The organism is Microbacterium sp. LRZ72, from assembly GCF_033792225.1.
Classification (GTDB): domain Bacteria; phylum Actinomycetota; class Actinomycetes; order Actinomycetales; family Microbacteriaceae; genus Microbacterium.
This window is the reverse complement of sequence record NZ_JANGEX010000009.1, coordinates 106487-122642: the sequence shown is the minus strand read 5'-3', so window position 1 is coordinate 122642 and position 16156 is coordinate 106487. Positions and strand designations below refer to the sequence as shown.

Below are 16156 nucleotides of genomic sequence, written 5' to 3'. Positions count from 1 at the left end.
TTCCATCCTGGAAGACCCCGACGCCCACCCCGCCAACGCCACGCGCACCCCGACTACACCGTCAATTACGAAGAGCCACTTATGCGGCGGGCGCACCCGCCCGTCGCTTCGCGCGTCGCTGTCCCGGCAGCACGATCGGCGTCACGATGCGGAAGACCAGCGTGATCAGCAAGCCGAGCAGGCCCGTGAGCAGGATGCCGGCGTAGACCTCCTCCACGGCGAACTGCTGGCCCGCGCGTCGGATCATCGCGCCCAGCCCGAACTCCGCTCCGACGAATTCGGCGGCGATCAGCGTGATGAGGCAGGTCGCCATTCCCAGCCTCAGGCCGTTGAGGAGGCCCGGCGCGATCGCGGGGAAGAGCAGACGGGTGAAGAAGCGCGTCCCCGTCGCGCCGAAGTTGCGCCCCGCCTCGATCAGATCCGTCGGCACGTCACGCACGCTTCCACGCGTGCTGATGATGATCTGGAAGAACGCGGTCGCGAACGCGGTGATGATGTAGGCGACCTCGCCACGCCCAACGATGATGATGAACAGCGGCAGAAGCGCGATCTTGGGCAACGGGTACAGCGTGTCGGTCACAGGGCGGATGAGCAGCTCGACGGTGCGCCAGCGGCCCGATGCCACCCCGATCGCAACGCCCAGCACGGCCGCGAGCGCGAAGGCGATAAGCAGTCGCTGCAGCGTGAGCACCACGTCAAGACCGAGACGACCGTTGATGAGTTCGTCGGCCGCCGTCGCGACGATGTCGCTGAGCGGCGGAAAGAACCGCGGGTCGAGCAGCCCGGCGCGCGTGGTCGCTTCCCAGAGGATGAGGACGATGATCGGTATGGTCCACGCCTGCGCCCATCGGCGCGCTGTCGGGTTCATACCTGAGCTCCTTTGACGTCGCGCCGCCACGGCAGCATCCGGTCGGCGATGGCGTCGAATCCCACCGAGCTGAGCAAGCCGAGCACCGCGATGATCAGCAGCGCGACATACATGTCGGTCACCCGGAGGATCTGCCAGTTCGACCAGAGGAACTGTCCGAGCCCGTTCGAGGCCCCGACCATCTCGATCGCGATCACGGCGATCAGCGTGAAGCCCAGCGAGACGCGGATGCCGGTGACGATCGACGGCAGCGATCCGGGTACGAGCACGCGGAAGAAGCGTCGCACTCCCCGGCATCCATAGTTGTCCGCCGCCTCGATGAGGGTGCGTTCGATGCTGCGTACACCGGTGACGGTGTAGAGCACCATGACGATCAACGGCGTCACCAGCGCCGTGAGGATGATCGCCATCTCGCTGCGCCCCAGCAGGAACGTCAGAAAGGGAAAGAACAGCACACCCGGGATCGGGTACAGGAACGCGAGCACCGTGTTGGTGCCCCGCTCCATCCACTGCGACGCCGTGATCGCGATGCCGACGCCGACGCCGATCAGCACAGCGAGGATGATGGTCGCGAGAACGCGCAGGACCGTCGCGATCACGTCGTCCAGCAATCCCGATTCGGCGTCGAAGACGATCACGCCCCGGGCGAGGATCTCGGTGGGTGGCGGGAAGAACGTCGGGCGGATGACCTCGGTGCGGCTGAGCAACTCCCAGGCCACGAGGATGAGCACCGGTCCGACGAACAGTGCCCACTTCTCCCGGAGGGCACGCCACATCACCGGCCGTCCACCGCCATGGCGGCCTGCACCTCGTCGCGAAGGTGGTCCCAGATGTCCTGCGACAGCGCCGCGAACTCCGGCGTGCCCCGCAGTTCCGGACCGCGCTGCGGCCCGAAATCGAGCTCGACGATGTCGCGGATGCGGCCCGGCCGGGCCGACATCAGAACGACCCGGTCCGAGAGGAACACCGCCTCGTCGATCGCGTGCGTGATGTAGAGAACCGTCGGCTTGGTCTGCTGCCGCAGCTCCAGGATCTGTTCCTGCAGCAGGGTGCGGGTCTGGGCGTCGAGCGCGCCGAGCGGCTCATCCATCAGCAGCACCTCGGCATCCTGCGCGAGTGCACGCGCGATGCCGACCCGCTGCTTCATGCCGCCCGAGAGCTGGTGCGGGTAGAAGTCCGCGAAGCGGCCCATGCCGAGCCGCTCGAGCTGCTCGTCGGCGAGTTCGGCGGCCTCCTTCTTGCGCACGTGCCGGTTGCGGGGCCCGAACATGACGTTCTCGCGTACCGAGAGCCAGGGGAAGAGGGCGTGCTCCTGGAACACCATCGCCGTCTTGGGGCGGTCGGGCTTGGACGATTCGATGTCGACCGTGCCGGAGGTGGGCTCGTACAGCCCGGCCACCAGTCGCAGCAGGGTCGACTTGCCGCACCCCGACGGACCGACGATCGAGACGAATTCCGCCTCGGCGATGTCCAGCGAGACGTCCTGCAGGGCCGTCACCTCGTCTTTGCCCGGGAACTGCTTGGTGACGTCGGTCAGACGCACCTTGGGGTCGATGGGCGCATTCATGGCTTGCCCCACGTCAGTTCTCGAGCGCTGCGTCGCGCCAGGAGAAGTTCCAGATCTCCTCCTCCGGGATGATCTCGTCGTAGTTCAGCGACCCCTGCTCCATGAAGAACTCCTGGTAGCGCAGCAGCACATCGAAGTCGACACTCAGATCGGACGAGATATGATGCTGTCGCGCCGCGGCGATGATCTCCGGGTCGGCTCCCGTGTACTCCTCCACGAGAGAGAGCATCTCGTCGGTGTCCCAGCCGTTCTGCTCGAGGTCCTCCGCGCCCATGGCGTAGGCGCGCATATAGTCCTCTGCGAGCTGCGAGTTCTCTTCGGCCCAGTCCGTGTTATAGATGATGCCGGTGAAGGGCAGCGGCGGCTCGTCCGTCGGCGTCGCCCACGGCCGGTAGCCGGACCCGTTCTGCTCCGCCTGGGTCGGGAACGGCTCCGACAGGATGCCGCCGGCGATACCGCCGTTGGCGAGCGCGGGCACCTGGTCGGGGAAGGGGATGTATTCGAGGGCGACCTGGTCCATCGTGAGCCCGCCGCGCTCGAGCGCGAACCCGAGCAGCGCCTCGGTCACCACGCCGGGCGCGTTGGCCGCGAATGTCTCTCCCTCGAGCGCTGTCATGTCTTCCGCGACGGCGGCGGCCTCCTCCTCGGATCCCGCCAGCTCGGACGAGAGGATGAAGTAGTCCTCGACGTAGCCGGAGTGCATGGGGGCGACGTACTGCACGGGCAGGCCCTCATCGACGGCGTTGTATGCCGCAGAGCCGATGCCGGCGAAGCCCGCATCGTACTGACCCGTGGCCACGCCGGTGATGGACTCGTTGCCGCTGGCCACCTCGATCATCTCGACATCGATGCCGACCTCGTCGGCGTACTTCTCGGCCGCGACGAAGAGCGGCAGCGCCGAACCGGTGGCCAGGTAGGCGACGCGGATGGTGCCGCCGTCGCCGCCGTCACCGGTGTCGCCGCCTCCTCCGCCCTCGGGGTCGGCGGCGCAGCCGGCGAGGACCAGCGCCGCGCCCACGCCGGTGGCGACGATGAGGCGGTGGGGGTGGTGTGCGGTGGTGCGGATCATCATGAAACTCCCTTGTTTCTGTGCGTCAGGACTTCTCAGTGGCCGTCTTCCCTGGCCATGAGCCAGGACGGGCGGCCGGTGATCTTCGCGTCGATCACTAGGGGACGTTGCGGGTTCGATTCGAGCCATGCTTTCACCGGGGCGAGATCGTCGATGGAGCGCACGGTGATCGCCTCGCACCCGTAGCCGCGGGCGATCGCCGCGATGTCGGTGTCGGGAAAGCGCACGATCTGCTGCTCCTCAGGGGTGGACTCGGGGAAGAGATGCACCTCGGCGCCGTAGGCGCTGTCGTTGTAGGCGATCACGAGCAGCCCGAGTTGGAGCCGTACGGCCGTCTCGAGTTCGACGGCGCCCATCAGCAGCGATCCGTCGCCGGTGCCGAGCACCGCGATCCGATCGGGGCGGGCGACGGCGGCGCCGACGACGCTCGCGAGACCCAGGCCGATCGACTGGAACGAGAGGGGAAGCACGTACCCCTCGTCGTCGGGTACGCGCAGGTGCGCACCGGAGTAGGCGTTGACGTTGCCGCCGTCGACGACGACGACCCGCTCCGCCGGCAGCATCACGTCAAGGGCGTTCGTGAGCGCGGCGGGGTCGACGAACCCCGGCTCGTCGACCGGCTCGACGGGCTGGTCCGACCAGTACCGTGCGCGCTGAATCCGCTCGGCCACCTCGGGCGTGCGATACCCGGTGCGCGCCGCATCCGAGGACGCCAGGGCGCCGCGTGTGGCGTCGGCGACCGCTGCGACGTCGCCGACGATGCCCAGGTCGACCAGACGGTACTTGCCGATCGCCTCTGCCCGGTCGTCGATCTGGATGAGGGTCGCGTCCTCGAGCAGGGAACCGCCGCGCGTCGTCCAGTCGTTGAGCGCCACCCCGAACCCGACGACCACGTCGGCCGCGCGCACGAGGTCGGCGGCGCTGTCGGTCGCGAAGCCGCCCACGATGTCGAGCGCCCATTCGTCGCCCTCGAACACGCCGCGGCCGCCTCCCGACGCGATGAGGAGGGCACCCGTCGCCGCGGCGAGTTCGCGGATCTGCCGCTTGGCCCGGCGCGAGCCGCGCCCGCCGATGATGACGGGACGCTCCGCGCGCTCCAGGTGCGCGGCGAGCTCCGCGGCGTCCGCGGCGGCGACGGCGACCGTCGGCACGCGCAGATTGGATGCGGGGCGCGCTGCGGGATACGGGATCTCGCGATCCTGCAGGTCAATGGGCAGCGAGAGCACCACGGTGGCACGCTCGATCTGCGCGACCCGGAACGCCCGCGCCGCGTCGGCGATCGCCGTCTCGGCCGAGTGGATGCGCATGGGCGTCGCCCCCACGGCGGCGACCGCGGCGTCCTGGTCGATGTGGAAGTTCGAGGTCACGTCGCCCACGGCGGTGTCGGCGGCGAGCACCAGCAGCGGCGTGTGGCACTTCGCGGCCTCGGTGATGCCGGTCAGCGCGTTCGTCAGCCCGCATCCCTGGTGCAGACTCAGCGCGCTCACCTGACCGGTGATCCGCGAGTAGGCGTCGGCCATGGATGCCGCGCCCGCTTCGTGTCGCGCGGCCACGTAGTGGGCGCCGGCACTCACGAGCGCGTTGGTCACACGGAAGTTGCCGCTGCCGACCACGCCGAAGACGTGCGATACGCCCAACTCCGCCAGCATCCGGCCGATCGCATCGGCGACCCTCATCATCTGCGTCACTGCACTGAATCCGTTTCCCAGGTCATCGGCGACCTGTCTGCCACAGTAAGCACGCGCGGCCACTTCTTCCAATGAATAATTTACATGCCGAACATGAGTAGCGGGAATAATGTCCCCTGTGCTTCTCAACATCGATCTGAACCTCCTGCGCACCTTCGTCATCGTCTATCGCGCGAAGAACCTGACCGCAGCGGCCGAGACGCTCTCGGTCTCGCAACCCGCGGTGAGTCATGCACTCCGACGCTTGCGCTCCCACTTCGACGATCCGCTCTTCGTGCGCACCGGCACAGGCGTGCGCCCCACGCGACTGGCGATCGACCTGTACGCAGAGATCAGCGGTCCGCTGTCGCACATCGTCGCCAGCACCGAGGATCGCGCGGGCTTCGACCCCGCCATCTCACACCGTCGCTTTCGCATCGCGCTCACCGACCTCGGCGAGGTGGGGCTGCTCCCCCGCATTCTGCATGCGACCGGGAGCGCGGGATCCGGGATCGAGATCGAGGTCGTGCCGTTGAACATCGAGACGGTGGCGCATGACGTGCTCTCAAGAGACGTCGACGCGGCGATCACGAGCTCGCCCGTGCATGGACCGGTGCGTCAGGAGATCCTCTTCCACGACCGCTACGCATGCCTGGCGCCCGCAGATCTCCAGGACGACGACGGGCGCATCCGCGTCGAAGACCTGAGGCGTCTCCCCGAGGCACGGGTCGGCCCGTCGGCGGGTCACCGGGCGATCACCGAGGCCGTCACCACCCTGGGCGCCGGCATCCTCTCCCGCAGTCCGCAGGTGGAAGTGCCGCGCTTCACGTCGCTGCCCTCGATCGTGGCGCAGTGCGGCTTCTTCGCCATCGTGCCGATCGACGCCTTCGCCGCGTTGACGGTCCCGCCTGGGGCCAAGCTGCTCGAGCTGCCGTTCCCGTCGCCGACGACGGCGGTGCACTTCATCTCGCACCACGATGCGGGCGCCGCATCCGCCACGGCGTGGTTCTTGAACGCGGTGCGTTCGGCTCTCGCCCGGGAACGGCCCGCGGGCTCGGCGACCGGCATCCCGGCCACGTAAGGGGCACCCCCGGCGCGTCGCCCGCCTGTCAAGGGCTGGGAACGGGCGGCGGTTTCTCCTAGCCTCGGGCCCATGGACAAAGACGATCTGAAGCGCTTTGCGGCCGGCGAGGGTGACGAGGGACCCCCTGCGCCCGACCCCGTCTCGCTCGACGACGACAACGTCACCAAGGACACCGCCTACAGCCCGGCCAGTGAGACCGAGACCGAGCACAAGCAGGAGGATCCGCTGCCGGAGACGGTCGACGATGACATCGACCCGGATGACGTGCTCACCGTTCCGGGCACCGGGGGTCCCGACGACACCGGCGACGTGGACGTCGACCCCGACGATCTGAACATGCCGGGTCGTTCCTGACGGATGCCGCCGCGCCGGGCAACCGCGCACCCGTGAGTGCCGCGGTCAGCTGTACCAGCCGGCGAACAGGCCGAGGATCGCCACGCAGATCGCCAGGCCCAGCACGATCCCGATGACGGGCCACACGAATCCCGTGCGCCGGCGGATCCCCAGGATCAGGCCCACGACCGCGAAGATGACCGCGAAGGTCGCCAGCAGCACCGCGATCGGCAGCGTGAAGAACAAGAACCAGGGCGCGTCGGGGCTCACCGTCACCGCCAGCAGCAGGATGAACAGCGACGGCAGCAGGCCGACCACGGCCGTGACGACGGCGGCGATGCCCCACCGGCGGGGAACGACGGATCCGGGACGTGTCACGGTGCGCGAGCTCATACGCTCACCGTAGCGCGGCGGCTCCGGTCCCCCGCGTCGTCACGCGTCGGCGCCCGGCCGCTCCCGCGCCACCACGCGCCCCGCGTGCCACGCGAAGACGACGCCGATCGACACCCCGGCAACGATGATGACCGCCATCGGCACGGCGGTGTCCTCTCCCGCAAGCCCCACCAGGGGCGAGAACGCCGCACCCAGCACGAACTGCGAAGCCCCCAGCAGTGCCGATCCGCCGCCACGTGCGCGGTCGGCGCGGGCCAGCGCCAGGGCCGTCGCGTTCGCCAGCATGAGACCGGTGCCGGCGCTCAGCACGAAACCGAAGATGATGAATGACCAGATCGCGAGCACCCCGGTGAGCGCGAGAACGAGCACGCCGACACCGGCGATCAGGGCGAGCGCCTGCCCGACCGGCAGCATGCGCTTGGGCCCGACCCGCGGCGAGATCCACGCATTGACGAGGTTCGCCAGCACCATGCCCGTGCCGGCCACCGCGAACGACAGCGAATAGCCGACCGGCCCCATGCCCAGAACGACCTGCGCCACGAAGGGCGATGCCGACACATAGGCGATGAGACCGCCGAATCCCAGCGCGAACGCGATCAGGTACCCGCGCAGCGCCGCATCCCGCAGCAGTCTTCCGAGGCTGCGCGCCACCGTGATCCCGCCCCCCAGGGTGCGCTGGTCTTTCGGCAGCGATTCGGGCACCGCGAACAGGGCGAGCACGAACATGATCACTGCGAAGATCGCCATCGCGCCGATCGTGCCCCGCCATCCCCACACCCCGGCGAGCAGACCGCCGATCGGCGGCGCGATGATCGGACCGAGGCCGACCATCATCATGATCAGGCTGAGCGGGCGCACCGACGCCGAGCGGGTGCTCAGGTCGACCGCGACGGCGCGCGCCACGACCATTCCCGCGGCACCGCCGAACCCCTGCACCACGCGCAGGGCGATGAACACACCGATGTTCGGCACGAAGAAGAGACCGATCGACGCCAGCGCGAACAGTCCCATCCCGACCACCAGCACCGGGCGGCGTCCGAAGCGGTCGGATGCCGGACCCAGCACCAGCTGGCCGCCGGCGACGCCGATCAGAAAGCCGGTGAGGGTGAGCTGCACCGTCGAGGCGCTGACGTCGAGGTCGGTCGCGATGTCGGTGAACGACGGCAGGAAGAAGTCGACAGCGAGCGGTCCGACGGCCGCCAGAAAGCCGAGGACCGTGAGCAGTGCCGGGGTGAGGCGGCGCCCCGCCATCACTCGCCGCGCGAGATGGCGACCATCTCGTCGCGCGGCACGACCTTGATGCGCTCGCGCTCGTGCGGGGCGCCGAGCAACATTTCGTGCTCGTCGAGCCGGTGCCAGCCGGCCAGGTCGGTCCAGCGCACGCCGCGTTCGGCCAGCAGCGCGGGGATCGCCTCCTCCGACGGGTCGGCCGGCTGCCACCAGGAACCCTGGTCGTTGATCAGGTGGCGCACCGTCTCCATCGCGTCGGACTTGGTGTGCCCGATCAGGCCCACGGGTCCGCGCTTGATCCAGCCGGTGGCGTAGACGCCCGAGACCCGCTCGTTCGAGTCCTTGTGCAGCGCCTGGCCTTCGTGGTTGGGGATGACGCCGTGGCGCTTGTCGAAGGGCACGCCGGGCAGCGGCGAGCCGAAGTATCCGACCGCGCGGTAGACGGCCTGAATCGGCACCTCGCGGATCTCGCCGGTGCCCGCGATGCCGCCCTCGCCGTCGGGCCGCGTGCGCTCGTAGACGAACGATGCGACACGGCCGTCGGCATCCGTCTTGACCTCGAGCGGCTTGGCCCAGAAGTGCAGGTGCAGGCGGCGCGAGGCTTCGCCCCCGGCGTTGTTCACGCTGGGGCGCTTGCGCCAGGACTGCAGGATGCGGTCGATCACCATGACCTGCTTGTTGCTGGCGACGGCGGCCTTGGATGCCTCGTCGTAGTCGAAGTCCTCGTCGTAGACGACCATGTCGACGTCGCGCAGCTCGCCCAGCTCGCGCAGTTCGAGGGGGGTGAACTTGACCTGCGCCGGGCCGCGCCGACCGAACACGTGCACGTCGGTGACGGCGGATGCGGCGAGACCCTCGTACACGTTGGCGGGGATCTCGGTGGAAAGCAGGTCGTCGGCGTGCTTGGCGAGCATGCGCGAGATGTCGAGCGCGACGTTGCCGTTGCCGACGACGGCGACGGATGCCGCATCCAGCGGCCACTCGCGCGGCACGTCGGGATGGCCGTCGAACCAGCTGACGAAGTCGGCGGCGCCGTACGCGCCCTCGGCGTCCATGCCGGGGATGTCGAGGGCGGCATCGCGCACGGCCCCCGTGGCGAAGATGACGGCGTGGTAGTGGTGCTTGAGGTCGTCGAGCGTGATGTCCTCGCCGAAGTTCACGTTGCCGAACACGCGGATGTCGCCACGGTCGAGCACTCCGCGCAGCGCCGACACGATGCCCTTGATGCGCGGGTGGTCGGGCGCGACGCCGTAGCGCACGAGGCCGTAGGGCGCGGGCAGCCGCTCGAACAGGTCGATCGACACGTCGAACTTGCGCTCGGCCTTCAGGAGGATGTCGGCCGCATAGATTCCCGCGGGGCCTGCCCCGACGATGGCCAGCCTGAGCTTGGTCATGTGTTCCTCTCTTCACATCCCGGTCGGCCGGGCGTTGTCGATTGCCGGCGAAGCGGCGGTGCGCGGGCGCTAGCTGCTGCGGTCGGCGACGGCGCGCGCGAAGCGGGCGAGCGCCTCGCGCACCGGGCCGGCGGGCAGCGGGTCGAGCGCGGCCGTCGCCGCGTGCGACCACTCGTGCGCCAGCCGCAGCGTCTCGGCCGTCGCCTCGTGATCGCGCAGCAGCGCGAGGTCGTCGTCGAGGATGCCGCTGTCGGCGCCCTCCGCGATGCGGGCCACGCCCGCGTCGATGCGCTCGTAGAGCGCGACCGAGGTCTCGTCGCTGCGCTGACCGAGCAGCAGGTACGGCATGGTCGGCACGCCCGCGCGCAGATCGGTGCCGGGCACCTTGCCGGTTTCGCCCGGGTCGGCCGAGAGGTCGATGACGTCGTCGAGCAGCTGGAACGCGACGCCCGCCTTCTCGCCGAACAGCGCCATCGGCTCCTCGAACTCGAGGGGGCCGTGCCCGAACACCACGCCCGCCCGCGCCGACGTCGCGATCAGCGAACCGGTCTTGTCGGCGAGCACCTGCAGGTAGAACGCGACCGGGTCCTCGCCCTCCTGCGGGCCGACGGTCTCGTGCATCTGCCCGAGCACGAGGCGCTCGAACGTGTCGGCCTGCAGCTTGATGGCGCGCTCGCCGAAGCGGGCCATGATCTGGCTCGCGCGCGAGAACAGCAGGTCGCCCGTGAGGATGGCGATGTTGTTGCCCCACACCGCGTGGGCGCTCGGCACTCCGCGGCGCACGTCCGCGCCGTCCATGACGTCGTCGTGGTACAGCGAGCCCAGATGGGTCATCTCGAGGGCGGATGCCGCTTCGACGACGTCCTGCGTCACCCCGTCGCCGAGCTGGGCCGTGAGCAGCGCCAGCATGGGCCGGATGCGCTTGCCGCCCGCCTGGTAGAGGTAGCGGCTGGTGGTGTCGGCGAGCGCGTCGGTCATCCGCAGCTCACCGGCCAGGTGCGCTTCGACGCGCTCGAGACCGTCCTCGACGGTCGCGAGCAGCTTTCGGGCGCGGGGACCGGCGAAGACGCGCTCGGTCATGCCGAGGCGGCTCGCAAGGGGCGAGCCCGGCGCGGAGGGGCTCGGGGTCACTCCTCCAGCCTACCGGCGGGCTTGACGCCCCGGTGCAGAGCGACGATTCCGAACGACAGGTTGCGCCACGCCACGCTCTCCCAGCCGCTCTCGCGCAGCCAGGCGGCCAGGCGGGCCTGGTCGGGCCAGGTGCGGATCGACTCGTTGAGGTAGTCGTAGGCATCGGCGTTCGAGCTGACCGCGCGGGCGACGACGGGCAGCACGCGGTCGTTGTACCAGCGGTAGACGCCGGCGAAGGCGCGCGAGGGCGGGTGCGAGAACTCGCAGACGACGATGCGGCCGCCGGGCCTGGTCACGCGCAGCAGCTCGGCCAGCGCCGTGCGCGGCTCGTTGACGTTGCGCAGGCCGAACGACATCGTCACGGCGTCGAACTCGTCGTCGGCGAACGGCAGCGCGGTGGCGTCGGCCTCGACGAACGACAGGCGCGGCACGTCGCCGTGGCGTCGGCGGCCCTCGGCGATCATGCCGGGCGAGAAGTCGGCGGCCACGACCTCGGCGCCGCTGCGCACGAGCGAGACCGACGACGCACCGGTGCCGGCGGCGAGGTCGAGGATGCGCTCCCCCGGCTTCGGCGCGACCGCCCGCGTCGTCGCGATGCGCCAGAGCCGGTCGTTGCCCACGCTCAGCACGGTGTTGGTGCGGTCGTAGCCGCGGGCGACGCCGTCGAACATGCCGCTGACGGCACGCGGGTCCTTCGCGAGGTCGGCGCGGCCGGGCGTGGAATCGGGGTCGCGGGTCACCGCTCGAGTCTACGCGGGGGCGCGGGGCCCGAGCCGGGCCGCGTGACCGGGAGCCGGCCTACTCGGGGGCGAGGCGGGCGAGCTCGGTGAGCCAGCGCTCGGCGGTGGGGCGGTCGTAGGGCGGCTCGTGGGCGCGCACCCGCCGCTCAAGGTCGGCCGCGGCATCCTCGAGGTGCGTCATCACGTCGCGCGGGTAGCCGTAGAGCACGCTGTGCTCCTCCCACTCGTCGATGTCGTCGATGAAGACGCGCTCGGCGCGGTCGATCACGTCGAGGTCCATGTCGATGCCGGTGGGCTCGCCGTCCTGCCAGCGCACGTCCCAGGCCAGGTCGATGTAGACCCGGGTGCGGTGCCCGGCGGCGTTCATGGTCAGCGCGTGATCGCCGGACGGGGCCATCAGCGTGACGTTGTCGTGCGGCGCGGTCAGCGCGCGGCCGGGGCGCTCGGAGCGCCACCCCGCGCGCTGACCCACCCAGTCGCCCCACGCATCCGTGCCGAGGAAGACGCATTCGTGCAGCCAGTGCACGCCGCCGTCCCACTTGCGCCACCGGAACATCAGGCGCGTGCCGGGCTCGGGCCTCTCACTCACGCTGCGAGTCTAGGCTGGAGGGGTGACCGTCCCCGCTCCGCCACGCGTGCGCCGGCTCGCGGTCCACACGCGCGAGGTCGAGCCGATCGACGACATCCTCTCGCACGCCGACCCGCATTCCCCGCTCGCGTGGCTGCGCCGCGGCGAGGGGTTCATCGGGCTCGGCTGCCTCACGACGCTCGAGGTGGGCGGCCGCCGCCCCGGTCCCGACGAGGGCACGCAGGCGGCCGCGCTGGCAGAGATGTGGCGGTCCGTCTGCGACGCGGCATCCGTCGACGACGACATGCGGATGCCGGGAACCGGCCTGGTCGCCTTCGGCGCCCTCGCGTTCGACACCTCGTCGCGCGCCACCAGCTCGCTCGTGGTGCCGCGCCTCGTGCTCGGCCGGCGCGACGGCCGGTCGTGGATCACCCGCATCCACGTCGAGGGCACCGAGGCGACGGCGACCGACGCGGGCCTGCCCGCTGCGGCACCGTGGGGCGCGCCGTGGTCGGCGGCGCTCGGACCGGGATCGCTCGACGCCCCCGGCTACGAGGCCGCCGTCGAGGGCGCCCTGGCCGCCATCGCCGCCGGCGAGGTGAGCAAGGTGGTGCTCGCGCGCGACCTGGCCGGCACCGTTCCCGCCGATGCCGACCTGCGCCGACTGGTGCGCGCCCTCTCGACCGGCTACCCCGACGTCTGGACCTATGCCGTCGACGGCATCATCGGCGCGAGCCCCGAGACGCTCGTCACGGTGCACGGCGGATCGGTGACGGCGCGCGTGCTGGCGGGCACCGCGCCGCGCGGAGCGGATCCGGATGCCGACACCGCGGCATCCCTCGCCCTCGCCGACAGCGACAAGGACCAGGACGAGCACGGCTACGCGGTGCGCAGCGTGATGGCGTCGCTGCGCCCCCACACGACGGCGCTGGCCGCGACCGACCAGCCGTTCACGCTGAAGCTGCCGAACGTGTGGCACCTGGCCACCGACATCGAGGGCGACCTGGCCGGGGGTACGACGGCGCTCGATCTGGTGGGCGCCCTGCATCCCACCGCGGCGGTCGCCGGCACTCCCACGCCCGCCGCGCTCGAGGTGATCCGGAGGCTGGAGCCGTTCGACCGCGGCCGATACGCCGGCCCCGTGGGGTGGATCGACGCGCACGGCGACGGCGAGTGGGCCATCGCGCTGCGCTGCGCCCAGTTCGCGGCGGCCGATGACGACGGCGACGACGGATGGCGGTTCGGGCCCGACGCGGCGCGCGCGGTGACCGCCCACGCGGGCGCCGGCATCGTCGCGGGCAGCGACCCCGAGGCCGAGCTGCTCGAGACGCGCATGAAGTTCCGGCCCATCATCGACGCCCTCGCCTGACGAGGCCGGCGGTGGCTGCTCGGGTGGCCGGCGGTCAGGTGGCGGCGAGCCGCGCCTTCTCGGCCTCGATGTCGTAGTCGATGCCGGGCCACGCCGGATCGATCTGCTCGAAGGTCTCGAGCAGCAGCGTCTGCACTGCCACCCGGGCGTACCACTTGCGGTCGGCGGGCACCACGAACCACGGCGCGTGCTCGGTGGAGGTGCGGTCGAACACGCGCTGGTACGCCGACATGTAGTGCGGCCAGAGCAGCCGCTCGTCGACGTCGCCCGGGTTGTACTTCCAGTGCTTGTCGGGGCGCTCGAGTCGCTCGGCCAGGCGCTCGCGCTGCTCCTCGTACGAGATGTGCAGCATCACCTTGACCACGCGGATGCCGCGCTCGACCAGGCCGGCCTCGAACTCGTTGATGGCGTCGTAGCGCCGCTCGATCTCAGCGGGGTCGGCCAGGCCGCGCACCCGCCCCACGAGCACGTCCTCGTAGTGCGACCGGTCGAACACACCGATCATGCCCGGCTCGGGGGCGCGGCGGGCGATGCGCCAGAGAAAGTCCTGCTCCAGCTCCTCGGGAGTCGGCTTCTTGAACGACGCCAGCTCCACGCCCTGCGGGTCGACGCCGCCGACGACGTGGCGCACGATGCCGCCCTTGCCCGCCGTGTCCATGCCCTGCAGCACGAGCAGCACCGCGTCGTCGGCGTCGCCCGTCTGCCGGGCCGCGAACAGCCTCTCCTGGTACTGGCCCAGCTCGTCCAGTCCCGCGGCCAGGTCGGCGCGGCCCTCGTCCTTCTCGCCGTCGTATGCCGGGGTCGACGACGGGTCGGTGCCGGTGATGACGAAGCCGTCACGCACGCGCAGCACGTCGCGGGCCTCGGCTGTCCAGGAATATCGGCTGCTCGCGCTCATGGGGCCATCCTCCCCCATCGGGTCGGCGGGCCGTCAGGCGGGGGTGTTCAGCCGGCAGCGTCAGCGCGGCAGGGGGACTTCGATGAGCACGCGCGCGGGGGATGCCGCGGTGAGCGCCTGATCGAGCTCGCCCCGGGTCGTGGCCCGCACGTAGCCCCAGCCGTAGGCGGCGGCGAGCTGCGCCAGGTCGACCCGCTGCGGGGTGTACAGCACGCGCTCCATCGCCGCGGCATCCGCCATCGCGGCGACCTCGAGCCCGTCGAAGATGGTGCCGCCGCCGTCGTTGCCGACGATCACCTGCAGGCGCAGCTCGTCCTCGCCCGGCGTCACCGAGAGTGCGCCGACGTCGTGCAGCAGGGCGAGGTCGCCGAGCAGCACGCGGGTCGTGCCCACGCCCGCCGAGCGCTGGCTGGCGATCGCGACACCGGATGCGGTGGCGATGGTGCCGTCGATGCCCGCGACGCCTCGGTTGGCGTGCACCGGCACCTTCTTGCCCGGCAGCATCCGGTCGGCCACGCGCACGAGGCGCGACGAGCCGAACACGAGCCGGTCGTGCGGCCACGTCGCCCGCCACACCGCGTCGACGAGCGTGGCGCGGTCCAGGGGCCGGCGCACGGCCTCGAGCTCGGCATCCAGGGCCCGGCGCTTGACGCGGGGGTCGGTCGAGGCGAGACCCTCGGCATCCGGGGCCGCCGGCGCCAGGTCGACAGTCTGCGCCTGGGACGCGGTCATCCACGCGCCCAGCCAGGCGCGGTCGGTCTCGCCCGGTTCGACGGCGACCGCCCACACGCACGCCGTGGCGCCGTTGAGGTTGATGCGCTCGCCGCCGCGGTGCATGGCGATCACCTCGACGTCGTCGCGCGAGAGCAGCGCCACGACCTCGCGGCTGAGGGTCGGGCGCCCGAACACCACGACGCGCTCGACCGCTCCCCCGAGCTCGGGGTCGCTCAGCAGCTCGCGGTAGCCGTGCACCATCAGGCGCCCGAAGCGCGCGCCGCTGACGATCTCGGCCACCAGCGGCCAGCCGCCGGCGTGCGAGAGGGCCTCGGCATCCGCCCCCGCATCGGCCCCCGCGACGACGACCGTGCGCGGGCCGCGGGGCAGCAGCGTCGTGCTCTCCTCGGCGTCGGCCGCGCCCAGGCCGCCGATGCCGCCGCCACCCTGGTAGAGCGCGCCGGAGGTGTCGTCGTCGGGGCTCGCCCACTCCACCGCCGCGGATGCCGTGAGCCAGGCGGGCGACGCCCCGGCCAGGGGCTCGCGGAAGGGCAGGTTGACGTGCGCCGGTCCGGGGTCGCCGCTGCCGACGCCGGCCGCGGCATCCCACGCCTCGTCGGCGATCGCCGCGAACGTGGCGGACTGCTCGCCGTCGCCGTCGGGCTCGCGCCGCTCGGGAACCGGGGCGTCGAGGGCGTAGCGCACGGCCTGGCCGAAGATGCCGGGCTGGCGGGTGGTCTGGTTCGCGCCGACGCCGCGCAGCTCGGGCGGGCGGTCGGCGGTGAGCAGCAGCAGCGGCACGCCGGCGTGGTGGGCCTCGAGCAGGGCCGGCATCAGGTTTGCCACCGCGGTGCCCGACGTGCAGATCACGGCGACGGGGCGGCGGGATTCGCGGGCGATGCCGAGGGCGGTGAAGCCCGCGACGCGCTCGTCGATGCGCACGTGCAGGTCGATCGCGTCGCGCTGCTCGAGCTCGGCGACGACGAGGGCGAGCGCCTGCGAGCGCGAGCCGGGGCTCAGCACCACGTCGCGCAGGCCCCGCGAGATGAGGGCGTGGATCAGCACCGCCGCCGCGTCCGTCGCGGGACTCGCGGGCGCACGGTCGGCATCAGCGGACGATACGGAGCCCAC

The 16156-nt window shown here is 71.2% G+C and carries 16 protein-coding genes; 3 read left to right on the top strand and 13 right to left on the bottom strand.

The features are described 5' to 3' along the window. Nucleotides 1-79 precede the first annotated feature (79 nt). From M4I32_RS11065 to M4I32_RS11045, 5 genes are read right to left on the bottom strand one after another with little or no spacing between them, the layout of a single operon-like run. Nucleotides 80-868, bottom strand: a complete 789-nt coding sequence (locus M4I32_RS11065; protein WP_319034523.1) for an ABC transporter permease — start codon at nt 866-868, stop codon at nt 80-82. Beyond that, nucleotides 865-1644 carry an ABC transporter permease gene (locus tag M4I32_RS11060; protein ID WP_319034522.1) on the bottom strand — a complete coding sequence of 260 codons (780 nt, stop codon included), beginning with the start codon at nt 1642-1644 and terminating at the stop codon, nt 865-867. The genes M4I32_RS11065 and M4I32_RS11060 overlap by 4 nt, the downstream gene beginning before the upstream one ends. Next, nucleotides 1644-2435, bottom strand: coding sequence for an ABC transporter ATP-binding protein (locus M4I32_RS11055; protein WP_319034521.1), 792 nt, complete (start codon nt 2433-2435; stop codon nt 1644-1646). The genes M4I32_RS11060 and M4I32_RS11055 overlap by 1 nt, the downstream gene beginning before the upstream one ends. 13 nt (nt 2436-2448) lie before the next feature. After that, nucleotides 2449-3507 (bottom strand): ABC transporter substrate-binding protein, encoded by a 1059-nt coding sequence (locus M4I32_RS11050; protein ID WP_319034520.1) that lies wholly within the window; start codon nt 3505-3507, stop codon nt 2449-2451. A gap of 32 nt (nt 3508-3539) precedes the next feature. Then, nucleotides 3540-5183, bottom strand: a complete 1644-nt coding sequence (locus tag M4I32_RS11045; RefSeq protein WP_319034528.1) for a thiamine pyrophosphate-binding protein — start codon at nt 5181-5183, stop codon at nt 3540-3542. Between the two features lie 127 nt (nt 5184-5310). On the opposite strand from M4I32_RS11045, the gene M4I32_RS11040 reads away from it, so the two are divergent. Further along, a complete protein-coding gene (locus M4I32_RS11040) occupies nt 5311-6252 on the top strand; it encodes a LysR family transcriptional regulator (RefSeq protein ID WP_319034519.1) in 942 nt (313 codons plus the stop codon). 72 nt (nt 6253-6324) lie between these two features. Beyond that, nucleotides 6325-6609, top strand: coding sequence for a hypothetical protein (locus tag M4I32_RS11035; RefSeq protein WP_319034518.1), 285 nt, complete (start codon nt 6325-6327; stop codon nt 6607-6609). A gap of 45 nt (nt 6610-6654) precedes the next feature. On the opposite strand, the gene M4I32_RS11030 is transcribed toward M4I32_RS11035, so the two are convergent. From M4I32_RS11030 to M4I32_RS11005, 6 genes are all read right to left on the bottom strand, one after another. Next, nucleotides 6655-6981, bottom strand: coding sequence for a hypothetical protein (locus M4I32_RS11030; RefSeq protein WP_319034517.1), 327 nt, complete (start codon nt 6979-6981; stop codon nt 6655-6657). A gap of 39 nt (nt 6982-7020) precedes the next feature. Then, nucleotides 7021-8232, bottom strand: a complete 1212-nt coding sequence (locus tag M4I32_RS11025; RefSeq protein ID WP_319034516.1) for a multidrug effflux MFS transporter — start codon at nt 8230-8232, stop codon at nt 7021-7023. Further along, nucleotides 8232-9605 (bottom strand): FAD-dependent oxidoreductase, encoded by a 1374-nt coding sequence (locus tag M4I32_RS11020; RefSeq protein WP_319034515.1) that lies wholly within the window; start codon nt 9603-9605, stop codon nt 8232-8234. Before M4I32_RS11020 ends, M4I32_RS11025 begins: the two co-directional genes overlap by 1 nt. Nucleotides 9606-9674: 69 nt before the next feature. Further along, nucleotides 9675-10736, bottom strand: coding sequence for a polyprenyl synthetase family protein (locus M4I32_RS11015; RefSeq protein WP_319034514.1), 1062 nt, complete (start codon nt 10734-10736; stop codon nt 9675-9677). Beyond that, the gene (locus M4I32_RS11010) at nt 10733-11476 is read right to left on the bottom strand and encodes a demethylmenaquinone methyltransferase (RefSeq protein ID WP_319034513.1); all 744 of its coding nucleotides are present in this window, start codon (nt 11474-11476) and stop codon (nt 10733-10735) included. The genes M4I32_RS11015 and M4I32_RS11010 overlap by 4 nt, the downstream gene beginning before the upstream one ends. A gap of 58 nt (nt 11477-11534) precedes the next feature. Further along, the gene (locus tag M4I32_RS11005; protein ID WP_319034512.1) at nt 11535-12065 is read right to left on the bottom strand and encodes a DUF402 domain-containing protein; all 531 of its coding nucleotides are present in this window, start codon (nt 12063-12065) and stop codon (nt 11535-11537) included. A gap of 22 nt (nt 12066-12087) precedes the next feature. Between M4I32_RS11005 and M4I32_RS11000 the strand changes: the two genes are divergently transcribed. Then, a complete protein-coding gene (locus tag M4I32_RS11000; protein WP_319034511.1) occupies nt 12088-13413 on the top strand; it encodes an isochorismate synthase in 1326 nt (441 codons plus the stop codon). Nucleotides 13414-13447: 34 nt separating this feature from the next. On the opposite strand, the gene M4I32_RS10995 is transcribed toward M4I32_RS11000, so the two are convergent. Together M4I32_RS10995 and menD are read right to left on the bottom strand one after the other, a co-directional pair. Continuing rightward, complete coding sequence (locus tag M4I32_RS10995) at nt 13448-14311, bottom strand: PPK2 family polyphosphate kinase (RefSeq protein ID WP_319034510.1); 864 nt, start codon at nt 14309-14311, stop codon at nt 13448-13450. Between the two features lie 60 nt (nt 14312-14371). Next, the gene (menD, locus tag M4I32_RS10990; protein ID WP_319034509.1) at nt 14372-16156 is read right to left on the bottom strand and encodes a 2-succinyl-5-enolpyruvyl-6-hydroxy-3-cyclohexene-1-carboxylic-acid synthase; all 1785 of its coding nucleotides are present in this window, start codon (nt 16154-16156) and stop codon (nt 14372-14374) included.

Bases quoted from the DNA above. Each gene is read 5' to 3' on its own strand.
- M4I32_RS11045 (WP_319034528.1), bottom strand. From the start codon at position 5,183: ATGATGAGGGTCGCCGATGCGATCGGCCGGATGCTGGCGGAGTTGGGC.
- M4I32_RS11060 (WP_319034522.1), bottom strand. From the start codon at position 1,644: ATGTGGCGTGCCCTCCGGGAGAAGTGGGCACTGTTCGTCGGACCGGTG.
- M4I32_RS10995 (WP_319034510.1), bottom strand. From the start codon at position 14,311: ATGAGCGCGAGCAGCCGATATTCCTGGACAGCCGAGGCCCGCGACGTG.
- M4I32_RS11065 (WP_319034523.1), bottom strand. From the start codon at position 868: ATGAACCCGACAGCGCGCCGATGGGCGCAGGCGTGGACCATACCGATC.
- M4I32_RS11025 (WP_319034516.1), bottom strand. From the start codon at position 8,232: ATGGCGGGGCGCCGCCTCACCCCGGCACTGCTCACGGTCCTCGGCTTT.
- M4I32_RS11020 (WP_319034515.1), bottom strand. From the start codon at position 9,605: ATGACCAAGCTCAGGCTGGCCATCGTCGGGGCAGGCCCCGCGGGAATC.
- M4I32_RS11055 (WP_319034521.1), bottom strand. From the start codon at position 2,435: ATGAATGCGCCCATCGACCCCAAGGTGCGTCTGACCGACGTCACCAAG.
- M4I32_RS11035 (WP_319034518.1), top strand. From the start codon at position 6,325: ATGGACAAAGACGATCTGAAGCGCTTTGCGGCCGGCGAGGGTGACGAG.
- M4I32_RS11030 (WP_319034517.1), bottom strand. From the start codon at position 6,981: ATGAGCTCGCGCACCGTGACACGTCCCGGATCCGTCGTTCCCCGCCGG.
- M4I32_RS11050 (WP_319034520.1), bottom strand. From the start codon at position 3,507: ATGATGATCCGCACCACCGCACACCACCCCCACCGCCTCATCGTCGCC.